Origin of the sequence: Hymenobacter sp. 102, from assembly GCF_049949205.1 — a bacterium.
GTDB lineage: Bacteria > Bacteroidota > Bacteroidia > Cytophagales > Hymenobacteraceae > Hymenobacter.
Genome location: NZ_CP188173.1, coordinates 1 through 15481, shown reverse-complemented (window position 1 = coordinate 15481; position 15481 = coordinate 1). Strand labels below are relative to the sequence as shown.

The window sequence follows — 15481 nt, the reverse complement described above, 5'->3', positions numbered from 1 at the left end:
GGTTACTCGATTGCTTTCAGGTCGCGGAATAGCTGCATAATCCCGTCTAGGTGAGCGACCGTACCTTCACTTCCTTTGTGGTTTACCGGGGTCAGCGACTTGGCAAAGAACTCCCGCGGGTCCGTGGCCTCCCGGATCAGGCGGATCAGCCCATCCTGGGCTTTAGCGTAGTTGTCGACAGTAACTGCCCGAACTGCTTTGTTTTCGAGCCGTAGAGCATATGCCCAGAGAAAAATTCGGACGACGGCCTCTTCTTCCTTATGGTCACCAAATTTATCCCAGTAGTAGAGTAGGCAGCAATCAAACAGATTACGCACGTACTGGTCACCTTGCCGGCCGCGGCCCCAGTAGTGCGCCAGCTCGTGCAAGATCCGCTTGGCCATTCCCCCACCCTGCCACGCCGGCACGCTGCTCCTGGGATCTCCCACCCTGGCTTCCAGCTCACGAATGCGAGCTGCGTACTGCCCAACGTACTCAAAAAAGCGCGCGCCGTTGAGTATTACCTGATCCAATTGGCAGGGATAGGGCATACGCTGCCGGTCAAGCACCCGGGCGTGATCCTGGTTGTAGCCCTGAACGGTTAAGTGGCACATGCGGGCCGCCTCGGCAAAAGGCAAGACTGGTGCAGAACCAATCGTGAGACCCTTGAATGTATCGATGCGTTCCTTAGTGAAGTGTAGCCCGGATCGGCCCTTGGACCAAGCCCGAATCTTAAACAGGTAGCTACTGAAGTACCGGGGCAAGTCCTCCGTTAGCTGCTCCCACTGCCCGGCACTGGCAATGCGCTCGGCCTCCGTGTTACTCTCCATCTCACGAAGATGGTAGGCTTTGAGTAGGTCGTGGGGCGCTAGATCTTTGCCACGCGTGTTCTGGGAATCAAAGAACTGAAAGGCCTCGGCAATGTGCTCCAATTCGAGATAAACCAGCTCACAGCGTTGAAAGAAGAAGTCAGCATCCTCGCGCTGAAATTCCTCCACGCGTTGTTGGATCAGCTGCGCGTTGCGGCGCAGATTGGCCTGGCTGATTGGATTACTGATGCAGGATTGGGCCAGGCAGAGATCAGCGGCTTGCTTACCTGCTGGAGTAGCTGCCGGGTGCCTGCGTAGTAATGCTGCCGCCAATAGGCTGAGGGTATACAGTCGCTGTTGGCCATCTACGACGTCGCGCGCTTGGTTAGAGTGCCCTCGGTCGTAGTGCACCACCACAGTTCCTAGGCGGTATGCACTCTTGTCGCGCTCGCGGTGGTAAAGGATATCATCGATAAGCTGATTTACTTGTCTGGTCGACCATTTATACGGGCGTTGATAGGGAGGAATTCTTAACCGCTCCTGGGAAAAAAGGAGTGTCTGCAGATTACTGATCTTTTTATGCATCAATGGTGGTTCACAAGCGTAATAAGGTTGCAGTAATGGCGTCGCGAAGCTTCGGGTCCACGTTTACTTCTTCGGCGAAGGTGGGCCACTGGTTAACGGTCTCGCTGATTTGCGTAATGATACTTTGGGCTTTATCGCCTGCGCTTCTCGACCGAATGGAGCGTCCGATAGTGAGCAAGTCATCGCGGGAAATACCCTGCCGCTTGCCGTTTACACTCAACGCGTGCTGGCTTACCCAGGGGCTACCGGGGCGGTAGGCGTGGCACACGTCGTAGGCAGGGGCTAATTCCCACGCGTGGCCTTGTCTCAGCCGAAAGGCGAAGTTCTTCGTGTGATCGTCACAGTTGCGCGCCATCACATTAAAGACCATCCGCCGGAACATCTGCTCCGCTTCGGGATAGGTAAGCGTAAGCTCCCGCATCGTTTGAAACAACTGCTCGTAGCTAAAGCTAGTCACGGCATTGTAGTCGAAGTGCTTGGTGGCGCACAGGGTCTGCACGTGGTGCTTGGTGCTGCCGCCTTCCCGGTCGAAGCGCTTGGTCATAAAATGCGCCCGGCCATTCTCTTCCAGCAGGCGGGAGGGCATCATCTCAATGCCACAGGCGCGGGCCATGTTGTAGTAGGCCATCTCCACCCGCCCGTAGCCGTGGGTAGCTCCCAGCTGCACATCACTCACGCCGTCGAGTTTGAGCAGCCAGTGTTCAAAACCCTGGGGCGCTTTGGTTTGCCCGGACTTTACCTCGCCCGTTTTTTCGTTGTAGGCAATCACCGCTTTGGGCCGAGCGCCCCGGCGGAAGTACCGATTTTCAGGATTTCCATCAAGGCCTTTTCCTCGCCCTGATTCATGTGGGCCAGAAACTCCTGTTTAGCGGCAAGCATCTTTTGCGCCACCGTTACCAAGCTGTCGATTTCGACGGAAAACGTATTCTTGTTTTCCTTTAGCGAGGTAGGCTCAAATTCCAGTGCCCCCATGCCCCGTTGGCCGATAAAGCAGAGCATCTCCACCGGATTCATGCTATCCGTTGGGCGGCCCTGCTGTGCTAGCCACAGATTGATGAGCTCATGGCCGTAGCGGTCGGGCAGCACATCAGCGAGCAGCCCGGGTAAGCCCTTAAAGGCATCAAGTCCGCTATCAGGTTTCTGGCGTAGTTCAGGGAAGGAGAAAATGGTCTGCGACGAGGTAATGGGCATCTTGAGCGGCGCCAGATCCACCCCTCGTCTTTTAAAGGTTGGATCGTACTCAAAGGTGGCGAGACCGGTCGCTTCGTCCCAGATAACGGCCCCCACGAACTCTCCCCAAATATGGATTCTAGCTGCTTGCATCGTTACCAATCGGTGTTGCGTTTCTTGCCCTGCGGCGCTTTACTGCCTGTGTCGCTTGGCCTTGCTCTAATGCGCTTGGTTTGTTCTAGCTTGGCAATGGCTAGCGGGCTGATTAGTGTGGGGACCGTGAACGCCTCCATGGTATAGAGCAAATCGAGCACCCGCAGTACCTGAATCAGAGTGGCAACGGTGACCGTTTGTCCCCGCTCCAATAAACTCAGGGTTGATCGACTGATACCGGCAGCGTGAGCAATGGCCTCTTGCGATTTGTTGCGGGCCAGTCGGTGGTGCTTCACAAAGGCCCCAATGTGTGCTGCCAAAGCATCATCACTCATGGCTGACCATTTATTGTAGGATATATCAGTCATAAGAGCCGGAAAGGGGTAGTTTTTGGATGGCTTATCATGCAAGATATATTTATTAGTGATGTATTGTAATAATGATTGATAAATCATGCAACAAAGATTAAATATAGACTTAATGCATGAAATGTCGGTCGAAAACACATACGATTGTACAGGAGTCAGATTAGAAGAGGAAGTACCTGTCTTCTGACAAGGGAATGGTTGGGAAGCCATGTCAAGGAGTGCAGGTAGCGAAGCTGTGGCCAGAACACTGGAACTAGAGAGATTTCGGGCGTATCCCAGTCAACTCTGCTGGGTACCCCTCCGCAAATGGGCTCGCAATAGGCTCATAAAGAACTCTCGGAGCTGGTTTGCTGTGAGTAGGAAGAAGCTGTAAAAACAAACGGGAGCTCTCCAGTACTTGCCTATTCTACAACTTAGTGATGACACTCTGCTGCGCCAAGAGAGTCGTCGGTAGTAGGCTGGGCCCCTAAGGCTAAAAAGTAGTACCGATTTATGGGCTCACCCCCTACCGGCACGTGGTCGTAATCCTTGAATTCAAGCCAGATTCGTTATTTTTTGAGCAACTGAATTGGCTCATTATTGGCTCATGCGGTAGCGTTTCATCTACCTAAGGTTTGATACGACCAAGTAGCAGAGTTCAACAATAGACTTACTTACGAGCGTGAACAGCCCTACAAGTACCAGTAGGGCCGGGGTTTGATCACCGGAAGGATTGTTGGCTCAATGCAAGAGTGCTACCGGTATTGCTCTTATTGGCTAGCTTTGCCGCCCTAAGCAGTTATCGCCGTAGCGCATGCAGGCCTTAAAACTTACCGATTTGCATCGTCGCCTCCGGTTAGCACCCAGCCCTACCAACCGGCTGGGCGGGGTGCACCGGCAGCCGCTGCCCATTCAGCAGCGCCCCGCGCTCTTTGTAGGCTCCCTCGCCTAACGTCCCCATTTGTTAGTTATCGGAACCTGTGGCCAGGACTGACAAGTAAGTATGAGCAGTCCTTATTGGTCTCGATAGGGTGACGATAGAAGCAGCTATCGAATAGGAATGTTGATTATCAATTTGCAAATTGCAAACCAAAAATCAGCTGACCGTAATGCGACAACATAATGGCATGCGCCCGCAGGATGTAGTCGTTCTGCTGAAGGTGCTGTTGCTGGAGGATACCATCTGGCAAGGCAAGGACTTGGCCACTGCCTTGTTCTTAAGCCCCACCGAAATATCGTTTAGCCTGAAGCGGTGCCAATACGCCCGGCTGCTGGAGGGCGCTGACCGGCGCGTGGCTCGGCGAACCTTTCTGGAGTTTCTACTCTACGGTTTACCGGTGGTGTTTCCCACGCAGCCGGGCGCCCAGGTACGGGGCCTCCCCACTGCCCACAGCGCCGCCCCGTTGCGGGAGCAGCTGGTAGCCGAGCAGCTGTACGTGTGGCCCGACGCAGAAAGCGACTGCTGGGGTAGCGCCATCGAGCCCTTGTACCCGCGCGTGCCGCAAGCGGCCAAAGCCGATACGCGCCTCTATGAGCTGCTGGCGTTGGTTGACGCGGTGCGGGTGGGCCGCCCCCGGGAGCGAAAACTGGCTGGGAATTTATTGAAAGCCTTTCTGTTGCCGGCTCATGTCTAATACGGCCAACCTGGCCGCGCTGCAGGCCGTGGCCCGGGCGCTGGGCCTTGCGGGAACGGGTCGTTTTCGTCGGCGGCAGCACCGCCGGTCTGTACAGCACTGCCGCCCGCGCCGCCGAGTCCCGCCCGACCATGGATGTGGATTGTATTATTGAGGTCATGCCCCGCATGGCCTACTACGTGCTGGAGGAAGAGCTACGGGCCCTCGGGTTTCGGCATGACCAGGAGTCAAATGTCATTTGCCGCTGGCGGGTCGCGGGGCTGGTGGTCGATGTAATGCCGGTCGGGGAAGACAATATCCTGGGGTTCTCGAATCCGTGGTATCCCGAAGGCTTTGCCCACGCTATTCCTTACGTGCTGCCCGACGAAACCACGATCCAGATTATGCCAGCGGTGTATTTTATCGCCACGAAGCTGGCGGCACTGCGCAGCCGCGGCATGAGCGACATCCGCCTGAGCAGTGATCTGGAGGACATCGTGTACGTGCTGGATAATCGCCCGGCACTGGGTGCAGAGGTAGCAGCCGCATCGCCTGCCGTACGCGCCTACATCGCTGCGGAAGTCAGCCGACTGCTGCTGCATCCGGAATTGCGCGAAGCTATCGATTGTCAACTACCGTACGGGTCTGGTGACGAACGAAAGTTTATTATCGAGCGGCGGCTTCAGACCCTGACCTCCGTTGGGCAGTAGTGAACAAGTAAATGAACCTGAGGGAATGTTCCTCGGCATATAGTTAGTCCTGCTCGTGGGTGTGCAGAGTCATTGGATGTGCCATTGCGCGCGGTTAGGTAAGGCCTGCTCGGATAAACCAAGCTTATAAGTGGATAAGGGATTCAGGCTGGCTTTCAGCTTGGTAGCCAGCGTGACTTCACCCATCCCTTCCAGCAGAGCTCCCAGCAGAGCGCGTGTGGCCGGGTTGTAGTCCTGTGCCAGGCGAACCAAGGCGGCCTGCTCAAGTGATGGCAGTTGCTTTATCTGCTCGCGCAGGCGGAGCAGGGCCGCGGCCGGCGAGGTATCGGGCAGGCGCTTAATCTGCCGCAGGGCGTCGAGCAATTGGCAGAGCGGAACCTCCTCTGGCTGCACATCGGCCCGGCTGCGCACGAAGCGCACGCGCACGTTGCCGACTTTCTTCGGCCGCCCCGGCCGGGAGGTGGCAATCAGAATTTCCTGGGGCACCTGCGTGGTCAGCCTCAGACGGTTGAAGGCCGCTACGCCGGTGGGGTAGCCCCGCAGCTTTTTGCTGGAGGTTTGCAGCAGCACCTGCAACACCTGCTGCTCGGAAACCGGTACCGGGCCGAACCGGCTCTGCAGGGGGAGGCGGTACGTGCCTTTGGTGACCTGCTGCACCACGCCTTCCTGGCGCAGCCGGCTCAGGTTCACGGCCACCGTGCCCGGCGCGATGTCCAGGCTGGCAAAGTCCTGGTAGCGCACGAGGGCACCCGGCTCCAGCTGTTGCAAGCGGTTGATGATTTTCTGGCGGGCGGTCGTGGATTTGGTCACTTTTTCCATCTGCATGGGGCTGATAAAGATATACTAATTGTAAAGTTTTTTTACTGCAAAACATTACAAAGCACACGTTGTATTCCGGTGAGTAGCAGACTCAGGTAGTACTACGCAAAAAACCGAAACACCCGCCTGCTACCTTGTTAAAGACAACGGGAGGGTGTTTGCGAAGTGCCACACGGCGTGGAGATGCTAATGGTTGTGAGGGGCGTAGCGGTCCTGTTAAGGCTACCGGAAGCCGCGGGCGCGGAGCAGGTCGCGGTTGGACAGCTTGAGCTTAACATTACGTCCGCCCCCCTTTTCGTACACCTCGATAACCAGGTTTTTCTGGTCAGGAATGGTGAACTTCCTGAACACGAATACCTGCTGGAGCTTGCCGGCGGCTTCAATCTTTTTCAGGTTACCGTTATAGACGTAGGTGGGCGTCAGTTCAATGGCCTGCTCGGCCGTGCGCTTGGCCACCTTCTTATCCTGGATGTAGAACTTGACGAAATCCACGTCATACGTCACATTGGAGCGATTGCGCAGGTGCAGCGGGAAAAACAGGGTTTCCTGCTGGTAGCCCACGCTGCCCGCGCGCACGCTGAGCTGGTCTTTCGTGTCGCTGGCCGCCGAGCCGCCGCGTGCCAGCGCCTGCTTGGAATAGGCATCCAGGTTGCCCTGCGGAATGGGCGTGTTCGACAGGATGGCCTCGCTGCCACTGCTGGCCCGGGCAGTGGCGCTGGTCATCGTGCTCAGGTCCAGGCTCAGCACCTTGGGGTCGTGCTGGTAGTTGACAACGAACATGTACAGCTTGCCACCGGAGGTCAGCACGGTCATGTTGGTTTCGGTCAGGCGGTTGCTGGCCGCTTTCACGCGCACGATGTTGTCGGCACCCGTGGCCTTGGCGGCCAGAATGCCCGAGTTACCCAGATCGACGTAGGTGACCGGGTAGGGAAACACGAGGTGCGTGGTTTTCTGGTCCGAGACGTAGAGGGGAGTACGGGCAGCCTGGCCGGGCCGCGCTGGGCGCGCCCAGGTCCAGCCCCAACTGACGCGGGTTGCGCTGGTAGCCCACCACGAAGGAGTAAAGCTTGCCGCTGGCCGTGAGCACGGTCATGTTGGTTTCGCTGAAGCCGCTGCCAGCCGCCTTAACCCGCACGATGTTTTCCGAGCCCGTGGCCTTGGCCGCAATCAATCCGGAACTGCCCAAATCAACATACGTGACCGGGGACGGGAAAACCAGGTGGGTGGTTTTTTGCTCCGACACGAACAGCGGATACGTCGCGAGCTTCGCCGGCGCCGGCGCTACGGGCCGGGTGCTGGCCAGCGTCGTGGATTGAGCGAGGGTGGGCGCCACGGCCAGGCTGAGGGGCAGGGTGCAGAGGGCAAGGGCGATTCTCATAGTAGCTTATTTATCAATCTTCAACATGACCTGGTAGCCGGCTTTCAGGCGCACTTTGACCAGGCGGATTTTCTTCTGGCCGAGGCCCTTGACGGCAGTAACCGCGACGCCGGCCGCGGCCAGGGTGGGATCGGCGCTCATGGTCATGGCGTCGGCGGCGTTCAGGCCATCGGCGCCGGCCTGCTTGGCCGCGTCCCGGGTGATGGCGCCCGGAATGTGCAGGCCTTCCAGCCCGTCCACGTCGTAGACTTCGAGGGCCACCGGAAAGACCCGGTTACCGGTTTTCAGCGTTTCGATGCTGATGTTCAGCCGCTCCCCGGCCAGGCTGCACTTGCCGTAGATGAAGGTGTTGGCCGATAGGGTGCGACCATTGACCACGGCCGATTCCGTCAGGCGCATTTTCACCAGTGAGCCGCTGACCACTTCCTGCGATTCGTGAATGACGGCCGGCAGGGTGTTGGCATCTTCGGTAGCCGCATGGCCGTCATCCAAACCGGTAAACGAGGCCGTGCGCCGTCTGCCCGCGCCGCCCCCACCCAACCGGGAAACGACGGCATCCTCATCGACCACGTTAGCCCGGGTGCGGGCTTTTTTCCTGGCTTTGGCCACCACCGGCGCGGCCGGGCGGGCTACCCCTCCCCCACCGCTGTTGCTTTGCGCCAGCAGCTGGGCCATCTGCAGCTGAGCATCCTTCTCGGCCAGCTCCCGCTCGTGCTGGCTGCGCATCAGCTCCAGCTGCTCCTGGGGCGTGAGGGCGCCGGGCGCTGCCGTCGGGGCTGCTGCAGTGCCGGGCGCAGTCCCACCGTTCAACTGGGCCTGCTGGGCGGCAATGAGCTGCTGCTGGGCTGCCACCACGGACTTGTCCACCGACCCGTTGGGCCCGGGCTTGCCGTCGGCACCGATGGAGTAGGACAGGCCCGAGCCGGCCGCCGTATCGAGGCGGGCGTCGACCAGGCCCCGGTTGCGCAGGGTATCCACCGGGCTGGCGTAGGCTTCGAGCTTGCTGGCGGTGATGGAGCCTTTTTCGGCCGTGGGCAGGGTGGTGTTAAAGCCGGACGGTACGTTCTGGGCCTCGGCGGGCGCGCCCTGCCCGCCGCCGCCCAGGTAGAACATAACGGCCAGGAAGGGGACGCCCACCACCGGCAGGAAGGTGGCCATCTTGCGGGTGCGCAGAAAGTGCGCGTCATGCGGTTTGGTTTCCATCGGGTAGGGCTTAGCGGGGCTGGGTGCTGAGGTCTTCGTTGCGCAAAACCCGCCAGTTCTCCATCAGGAAGCCGTGCGGGTTGTTCTCCGAGCGCGTCACGTCGCGCAGGGAGCATTCCGAGAGGAAGTTGCGGGTGGTCACCGAAGTGGCCCGGATGACCCGCTGGTGCCCGTAGCACCGCGCCACCAGGGGGCGCGCGTTGGTTATCACCACGCTGTCCACGCTCATTTCCAGGCTGATGTTGGCGGCAATCAGGTCGTTGTAGAAGCCCTTCTCCTTGAAGTTCTCGTACTGCCGCTTCGCGGAGTTATCGGCCAGGTACAGCGCCTTGTTCACGTTGCTGTCAATGGCCTTCTGGTCGGGGTCCAGGGTGAAAAACAGCTCGTGGAAGCGCGTGACGTGGGCGCGGGCCTCCACCGGCCGGTTGGCCCGCGCATCCCGGGCGCCGGCCGTGAGCAGCTGCCCGCCTTCCAGCACGTAGATGCGATTGGCGGCCGCGGTGGTGGTCTGAAACGCGAAGTAGGCAATGGTGCCGGCCAGCACCAGCACCGCCACAATGAAGAGCAAGGCCAGAGTCTTGACCTGCTGGAAGGCGGAATCAATAGTTTTCAGGGATGCGAACATGACTAGGGAGGGCTAGTGAGAGGATAGGGAGCGGGTCACTCAGCTTTTGCGGCTGAATCGTTCGCGCAAGGCCATGCCGGCCCGGTGGCCGAGCTCCTCACTGCGCGACATGTTTTGGGTGGTGGCCCAGCCGGCTGCGCCCTGAGCCACGCCCGCGCTGGTCCGAAGGCCGGCCCCGCTGGCTGCGCCCGCTATGGCGGCGGTGGTGGCCGTGGTGGTAGTGATAAACGAAGTGGCCGCTCCACCCACACCCGAGCCGTCAATCAGCATATCCGCCGCCTTGGGGACGCAGATGTACCCGACGATGGCCAGCACGAGCATACACAGGTAGGCAATGTCAGCCGACTCCACACTTCCGCCGGCGCTGAGCTGGCGGATGTTCTCATTGAGCATTGTTACTTGGACGTGGGCCAGTACCGCCGCATAAATGTTGGCTACCGGCACCCAGAGCGAAATCGTGAGGAAATAGCCGAACCACTTCAGGAGTCCCCCGCCAAAGCCCGGAATGATAGCAATGCCAAAGGCTAGCGGACCGGCGACGCTGAGCAACACCAACAGGAAAGTGGAAATGAGGCTAATGGCTAGCTTGGCGGCCAGTGCCCCCAACTCAAGAATAGATTTAGTCCACTCCCGGAAATTCTGGCCCACGCTGTACTGGACCTGATTGAACGCCAGACTGGCCTTGCGGCCCACGTCCAGCGCCCCAAGCTTGCCCAGCTCCTTTTCGTAGTCTTCGTTGATTTGCATGTCGGCTTTGGCTTTCGCATCGGCGGCCAGACGGTCGCGCTCTGCCGTGAGCCGGTTTACTTCCGCCAATTGCCCCATCCGGATAGCATCGGTGCCATGGGCTACGGACATGGTGATGCCGCGCAATGCACCGCACAGGGGCACGAACAGCAGGATGGCCAGACCGATAGCAAACGGCCGCAGCAGCGGAAACAGGTCGATAGGCTCGGCCCGGGCAATGTTGCCCCACACCTTGCTGCTGATGTATAACAGGGCTCCGATGCCCCCGATGGCCCGTCCCAGGTTGATGAACAGGGAGGTGAACGAGAGCATTTCGGTGTAAATGGCGTCGAGCTTCTGCTCGTACACGGCCATGTTCAAATCAATTGCGGTCGGGTCCATGCGGGCAGTGTTAGAAGCGGAGCGAGAGATTTACTTAGCTACTTGGGCATATTCCCCTTCCCCGGAAATCAGGAGGTGGTTTTTCTCACCCAGGTAGATGATGTCCATAGCTCCGAATCCGGTGTTGACGGTGAGCTTGTGATTGTCCTTGTCATAGGTGAGCGGGTATTCTTTTTTACCTTCCAGCAGCGTCAGATTATCTCCGCGCTCCTGGATAGTCATATGCGGCCGCTCGGGGCTATCTAATGATTGCCATTCACCCAGAAACTGGGCTGTTTCGCTGTTGGAGGAACACGAGGTGAGCAGCACCATTGTCAGGGCGGCAACTGCTGTGAGCAATTGATTTAGCTTGCTTTTCATCGGATCGAAAGTGGAAGTGAAAGGAAAGTGTACCCCCTAGCGGGCAGTCATAAAAGCATTTACCGCTTCCCGGTCCCGCACCTGCTGCGCCTGGTGCTGCGCGATGGCCCGACACTTGTTGCTGAAGTAATTCATCAAATCGTGCTGCTTGCTGATGCGGTCGGCGATGTTGTCGATAAACTCAATGCGCTCCGGGTCGGTCATCTTCGCCTTGTTCGCGCTGAGCACCCCGGCCAGCTCCCCAAGCAGGGCCACGTTTTCCTGCAGGATGGTTTGGTAGACTGTAGAGGCTTCGCTGAGCTGCGCGGGCGTGAGCCGCTGGGCCCGCAGCTCCGGAATGGCACCGGCGAACTGGTTAATCATTTCGCCCTGGTGCGTATAAATCTCCCGTACCCGGCGATAGTTGCGGACCCCAGCGCTGATTTGGAGCAGGCTGCTGTACCATTGGTCGTGCAGCTGCTGGGTCTTGTCGACGATGCCTTTAATCTGGCCGCTCACAGCTTTCATGTCGCCGGCCAGCTTCTTGCCCTGCCCCATCAGGGTAGTAGACACGCCCTGGTGGAAAATCTGCTTGCGTGAGCTTTGCTCGGCTACTGGAGCCGATATAACGGCCTGCGCGCAGGCTGGGCCCGCCAGCAGGGTCAGGACCAGGGTGAGCATTTTGGAAATTGCTTTCATAGAGGAGCAAGTCAGGGGTGAGTCGGCGGTTAGCGGGCGCTCATCAGCGCGTTGAGGGCCTGCGTATCCTGAGCCTTCTGCTCGGCTAAGTGCATCTGCACGTAGTTGCGCTGCGTGTAGTAGTTGATGAGGCTCAACTGGTCGGAAATCTTCGCGTCCAGCTTGTCGATGAAGCGCATCCGTTCGGCATCCGTCATCTTGAGCATGGCCGGGCTGACGATGGTTTGCAGGTCCGAAACGGTGTTGGCGCCCTCCGTCAGCATTTTCGAGTACACGCTGGTCATAGTGGAAAGCTGCTCCGGCTGCACAAAGGGTGACTGCCGCAGGGTTTCAATGGCCGTAGCATAGGTCTGGATGATTTGGCCCTGCTTCTCAAACACGGACTGCACGCGCCGATACGTGCGCACAGTCGTGCTGACCTGCTGCAGGCCGTCGTACCAGGTCTTGGCCAGCTGCAGGTTTTCTCCGAGAATACCTTGGTTAGCTCCTGCTCCTTCACGCCGGCCTTTACCAGTACGTTAGCGGCTTTGGACAGTCCCTTCATGGTATTTTGCAGGCCGGTCTGGACGCCGGACTGTACTTCCAGCACCGGGGCCGTTACCACGAGTTGAGCAGAGGCCTTTGTGGCACCGAAAGAGAGGATGGCTAGGCCCAGGATGGTGACTTTCGCTTTCATCGTTTTTTCCCTTTTGTTGATGGTGAAGCCCCCTACCCTTCGCGCAGCTCGGCCGCGAAGAGCTTGATGGCCGTGGGCATGTCGCCGGTCTGGCGCAGCTTCTCGAACAGCCGCACTTTCTCGGTTTCCTCGGTGGTGTAGGTCACGTATTCTTCCTTCGACACCTCGATGGCGTACACCTTCGACACGACCCCGCCCAGCGAGATGAACACCTCGGTGTAGCGGCCGCGCGCGGGCTGGTTGTCGCGGTTGATGCTCAGCACCAGGTCTTTTTCCTTGGGCGTGAGCGAGAGCAGCCTGAATCTCCTCGAAGCGGTTGATGAACTTGCGCTGGTCGAGCAGAATCTTGCAGTCCGAGTTGTTGATGATGGCGTCCTTGACAATCTCGTTGCCGATGATGTCGTCGATTTCCTGCGTGACCACGATGGCCTCGCCGAAGAACTTGCGCACCGTCTTAAAGAGGTACTTGATGTAGGCGGCCATGCCGGGCGTGGTTAGCGCCTTCCAGGCCTCCTCAATCAGAATCATCTTCCGTACCCCCTTGAGCTTGCGCATCTTGGAGATGAAGGTTTCCATGATAATGAGCGTGACCACCGGAAACAGGATGGGGTGGTCCTTGATGTTATCGAGCTCGAAGACGATGAACGGGGCCTGCACCAGGTCCAGCTCCTTATCGGAGTTGAGCAGGTAATCGTACTCGCCGCCCCGGTAGTAGGGCCCGAGCACGTAGAGGAAGTTGTCGATGTCGAAGTCCTTCTCGCGCACCTTCTCCTCCTCCAGCACCCTGCGGTAGGTGCCCTTCACAAACTCGTAGAACGTGTTGAAGCTGGGCTGAATAGCCGGGTTGGCTTCAAGCATCACGTAATACAGGCTCACGGCCGTGGAGAGCGACACGTACTCGGACTGACTGACCGCTTCGTCGTCTTTCTTCCAGAGCGCCTGCAGCAGCGTTTTGATGCTTTCCTTCTTCTCCACGTCGAGCTTGCCCGAAATCAGGAAGGGGTTGAAGGCAATGGGGGCATCCTCCTCGTAGGTGAAGTACACCCCGCCCAGCTCGCAGAGGCCTTTGTAGGAGTTGCCGGTATCCACCAGCAGCACGTGGGCGCCCTGCTCGTAGTACTGGCGCACCATGTGGTTGGTGAAAAACGACTTGCCCGAGCCCGAGGGACCCAGCACAAACTTGTTGCGGTTGAAGATGACCTGCCGCTTCATCGGCTCGTCGGAGATGTCCACCAGCGGGCTTGCCGGTGAGGCGGTCGGAGAGCTTGATGCCCTTGGTGGCGCCGGTGGAGCGGTAGTTGGTTTCCGAAGCCCAGAAGCAGACGGCTTGCTCAATGAAAGTGTAGAAGGTTTCCTCCGCGGGAAAGTCGCCGGCATTGCCCGGAATGCCGCCCCAGTAGAGCGCGGCAATGTCCACGGTGTTCTGCCGGGGCTTGCAGTTCATCTGGTTGAAGGCAGCATTGACCAGCTTGCGCACCTCCGTCAGTTCCTCCTCGCTCCTACCCCAGGTCAGCACGTTGCAATGCACCCGCACCGGGCGGCGCTTGTGGGTTAGTAGCTCGTTGAGAAAGGCGTGGTAGTACTCCACGTTGATGGCGTTCTGCCGGGAGTAGAGCGAGAGGGAGGTGAGCCGGTCCTTCTTCTGCTCGAAGGTTTTCACCGTTTTCTGGGTGTTATCCAGAAACACGTACTGGTTCAGGATGTGACTGGTACCCAGCAGCAGCCCCAGCGGTGCGGCAAACGAGATGGGAAAATCCGAGTACTCGGTGCTGTAGGCCTCGTAGCGGATGTCGGTTTCCACCGCGGTGGGCAGGTCATCGAGGTTGGCCACCGAGAACATCTGGCAGAACTCCTGCCCTACCTTCAGCCCATTGGTCAAATCCAGGTCCACCTGCAGGGCCTGGTCGGAGAGGTCCAGCGAGAGGTACTTTTCCAGCAGCCCGGCCTTTTCCTGGGTGCCGGCCAGCTCATCGGAGGTAAGCCGGTGCGAGCGGATAAAGGGGGCGTTGGTAGGCCCCACCTTCCAGCGTGCGCACGAACTGGCCCACGCTGTCCAGGAAGCTTTCCAGCACCTTCGTGTCGAGCATGTCCTTGGGCACGATGTGGCGGCGGGCCAGCAGCCCCGAGGTGCTGCCCCAGTTGGGCCGCTCCGACGAGGTTTTGGTGATGTAGAGGTAGCAGAAGTGGTTCAGGAACGGACGCTCGTTGAAGTGCCGCTCGTAGGCAGCGGAAAGCAGCGTGCGCTCGGCCTCGAAGCCCGGGGCGTACTTGTCTTCCACGTACCAGTCCTGCTTGTGCACCACGCAGTGGTCGGGCAGCAGGCGCACAGCCTTCACAAAAGCCGCCTGCAGCTGGGCGTAGTCCTCGCGCGAGAGGGTGAAGATTTCCGGCAGCTCCAGGCGGAACGCCACCGTCACGTCCGCGTTTTTCGAGACGAGGCAGTCCTTTTCCACCTTGTAGATGGGCTGCTTGGATTCCAGGAAACGGAGGGCAGAACCTTATTGCTCATGGGCAGGGGAAAAGCACTCGCACCGGCCGCTACGCGCGGCCGGGCGGGTCCTGGTTGAGGCGTTGGAAAAGGCGGCTGTGCCGGTTGGTGATGTAGCGGGGCGCGGCGCGGCGGGCGGCAGCTTTCATCAGCCCATGCTCGCCGAAGCGGCGGTTTAGGGCGAAAACCCCGGCCCACATGCCGCCCCCGGCCAAAAAGGTGAGCAGCACGGTGGGTACCAGCGGCACGCCCGCCAGGTAGCAGGTCACGAACAGGGCAAACACCAGCCCGGTGCCGGCCACCAAAAGTAGATGTTGCTGCCCACCAGCCCCTTGAATTCGACGGGTTTGTTGATGCCCCGGTTCAGGTCGTAGACGGGCATGTCCTAGGGGCTTACAGGAAGAAGGAGCGCACCACCGTGGCCACGATGACCAAGAAAATCATCGAGCCAAACCACGACACGGCCGTTTTCTGGGTGTCCTGGTCGCCGGAGTTCCATTTGCTGTACACCTTGATGGCGCCGACCAGGCCCAGCACCGCCCCAATGGCGTACATGAGCTTGGTGAGCGGGTCGAAGTAACTGGTGACCTGGGTAGTAGCATCCTGGATACCGGCCGTGCCGTTGCCGCCCCCGGTCTGGGCATAGAGCAGGTGCGAGCTAAGGAGCAGGGCCAGGATGGCCAGCGAGGTACTAAAACGCTTCTGGTTCATACGAAGGGGAAAGAATGAGACGTAAGGGATGGGCGGGCCGGGCACTACA

16 protein-coding genes and 2 pseudogenes are annotated in these 15481 nt (G+C 59.1%); 3 read left to right on the top strand and 15 right to left on the bottom strand.

Annotated elements, in window-relative coordinates:
- Positions 1-2: 2 nt before the first annotated feature.
- From ACN19L_RS22815 to ACN19L_RS22805, 3 genes and pseudogenes are all read right to left on the bottom strand, one after another.
- Positions 3-1373 carry a DUF262 domain-containing protein gene (locus ACN19L_RS22815; RefSeq protein ID WP_426491235.1) on the bottom strand — a complete coding sequence of 457 codons (1371 nt, stop codon included), beginning with the start codon at positions 1371-1373 and terminating at the stop codon, positions 3-5.
- Between the two features lie 10 nt (positions 1374-1383).
- Positions 1384-2696, bottom strand: a pseudogene (locus tag ACN19L_RS22810) (type II toxin-antitoxin system HipA family toxin).
- A gap of 2 nt (positions 2697-2698) precedes the next feature.
- Positions 2699-3151, bottom strand: coding sequence for a helix-turn-helix domain-containing protein (locus ACN19L_RS22805; protein ID WP_426491232.1), 453 nt, complete (start codon positions 3149-3151; stop codon positions 2699-2701).
- A 706-nt stretch (positions 3152-3857) separates the two neighbouring features.
- Between ACN19L_RS22805 and ACN19L_RS22800 the strand changes: the two genes are divergently transcribed.
- The 3 genes from ACN19L_RS22800 (at position 3858) to ACN19L_RS22790 (ending at position 5366) form a co-directional block, all read left to right on the top strand.
- A complete protein-coding gene (locus ACN19L_RS22800; RefSeq protein ID WP_426491231.1) occupies positions 3858-3995 on the top strand; it encodes a hypothetical protein in 138 nt (45 codons plus the stop codon).
- Between the two features lie 157 nt (positions 3996-4152).
- A complete protein-coding gene (locus ACN19L_RS22795) occupies positions 4153-4677 on the top strand; it encodes a hypothetical protein (RefSeq protein WP_426491230.1) in 525 nt (174 codons plus the stop codon).
- Positions 4678-4844: 167 nt separating this feature from the next.
- Positions 4845-5366: a hypothetical protein gene (locus ACN19L_RS22790; protein WP_426491229.1), complete on the top strand. Its 522-nt coding sequence runs from the start codon at positions 4845-4847 to the stop codon at positions 5364-5366.
- A gap of 69 nt (positions 5367-5435) precedes the next feature.
- Here ACN19L_RS22790 and ACN19L_RS22785 read toward each other — a convergent pair whose 3' ends face one another.
- From ACN19L_RS22785 to ACN19L_RS22730, 12 genes and pseudogenes are all read right to left on the bottom strand, one after another.
- Positions 5436-6185 (bottom strand): type IV toxin-antitoxin system AbiEi family antitoxin domain-containing protein, encoded by a 750-nt coding sequence (locus tag ACN19L_RS22785; protein ID WP_426491228.1) that lies wholly within the window; start codon positions 6183-6185, stop codon positions 5436-5438.
- Between the two features lie 222 nt (positions 6186-6407).
- Positions 6408-7121 (bottom strand): conjugative transposon protein TraN, encoded by a 714-nt coding sequence (traN, locus tag ACN19L_RS22780; RefSeq protein ID WP_426491227.1) that lies wholly within the window; start codon positions 7119-7121, stop codon positions 6408-6410.
- A complete protein-coding gene (locus tag ACN19L_RS22775; RefSeq protein WP_426491226.1) occupies positions 7084-7563 on the bottom strand; it encodes a DUF4138 domain-containing protein in 480 nt (159 codons plus the stop codon). The genes traN and ACN19L_RS22775 overlap by 38 nt, the downstream gene beginning before the upstream one ends.
- A 6-nt stretch (positions 7564-7569) precedes the next feature.
- The gene (gene traM, locus ACN19L_RS22770) at positions 7570-8766 is read right to left on the bottom strand and encodes a conjugative transposon protein TraM (RefSeq protein ID WP_426491225.1); all 1197 of its coding nucleotides are present in this window, start codon (positions 8764-8766) and stop codon (positions 7570-7572) included.
- Positions 8767-8776: 10 nt separating this feature from the next.
- A complete protein-coding gene (gene traK / locus ACN19L_RS22765) occupies positions 8777-9391 on the bottom strand; it encodes a conjugative transposon protein TraK (protein WP_354580995.1) in 615 nt (204 codons plus the stop codon).
- 39 nt (positions 9392-9430) lie between these two features.
- Positions 9431-10519 carry a hypothetical protein gene (locus tag ACN19L_RS22760; protein ID WP_426491224.1) on the bottom strand — a complete coding sequence of 363 codons (1089 nt, stop codon included), beginning with the start codon at positions 10517-10519 and terminating at the stop codon, positions 9431-9433.
- A 30-nt stretch (positions 10520-10549) separates the two neighbouring features.
- A complete protein-coding gene (locus tag ACN19L_RS22755) occupies positions 10550-10879 on the bottom strand; it encodes a hypothetical protein (protein WP_426491223.1) in 330 nt (109 codons plus the stop codon).
- A 36-nt stretch (positions 10880-10915) separates the two neighbouring features.
- Complete coding sequence (locus ACN19L_RS22750) at positions 10916-11557, bottom strand: hypothetical protein (protein WP_426491222.1); 642 nt, start codon at positions 11555-11557, stop codon at positions 10916-10918.
- Between the two features lie 29 nt (positions 11558-11586).
- On the bottom strand, positions 11587-11964 hold the full coding sequence (locus tag ACN19L_RS22745) for a hypothetical protein (protein ID WP_426491221.1): 378 nt from the start codon (positions 11962-11964) through the stop codon (positions 11587-11589).
- Positions 11965-12265: 301 nt separating this feature from the next.
- Positions 12266-14713, bottom strand: a pseudogene (locus ACN19L_RS22740) (TraG family conjugative transposon ATPase).
- 58 nt (positions 14714-14771) lie between these two features.
- Entirely contained in the window at positions 14772-15026 is a 255-nt protein-coding gene (locus tag ACN19L_RS22735; RefSeq protein ID WP_426491220.1) for a DUF4133 domain-containing protein, read from the bottom strand.
- A gap of 88 nt (positions 15027-15114) precedes the next feature.
- Positions 15115-15432, bottom strand: a complete 318-nt coding sequence (locus tag ACN19L_RS22730; RefSeq protein WP_073285643.1) for a DUF4134 domain-containing protein — start codon at positions 15430-15432, stop codon at positions 15115-15117.
- Positions 15433-15481: the final 49 nt, after the last annotated feature.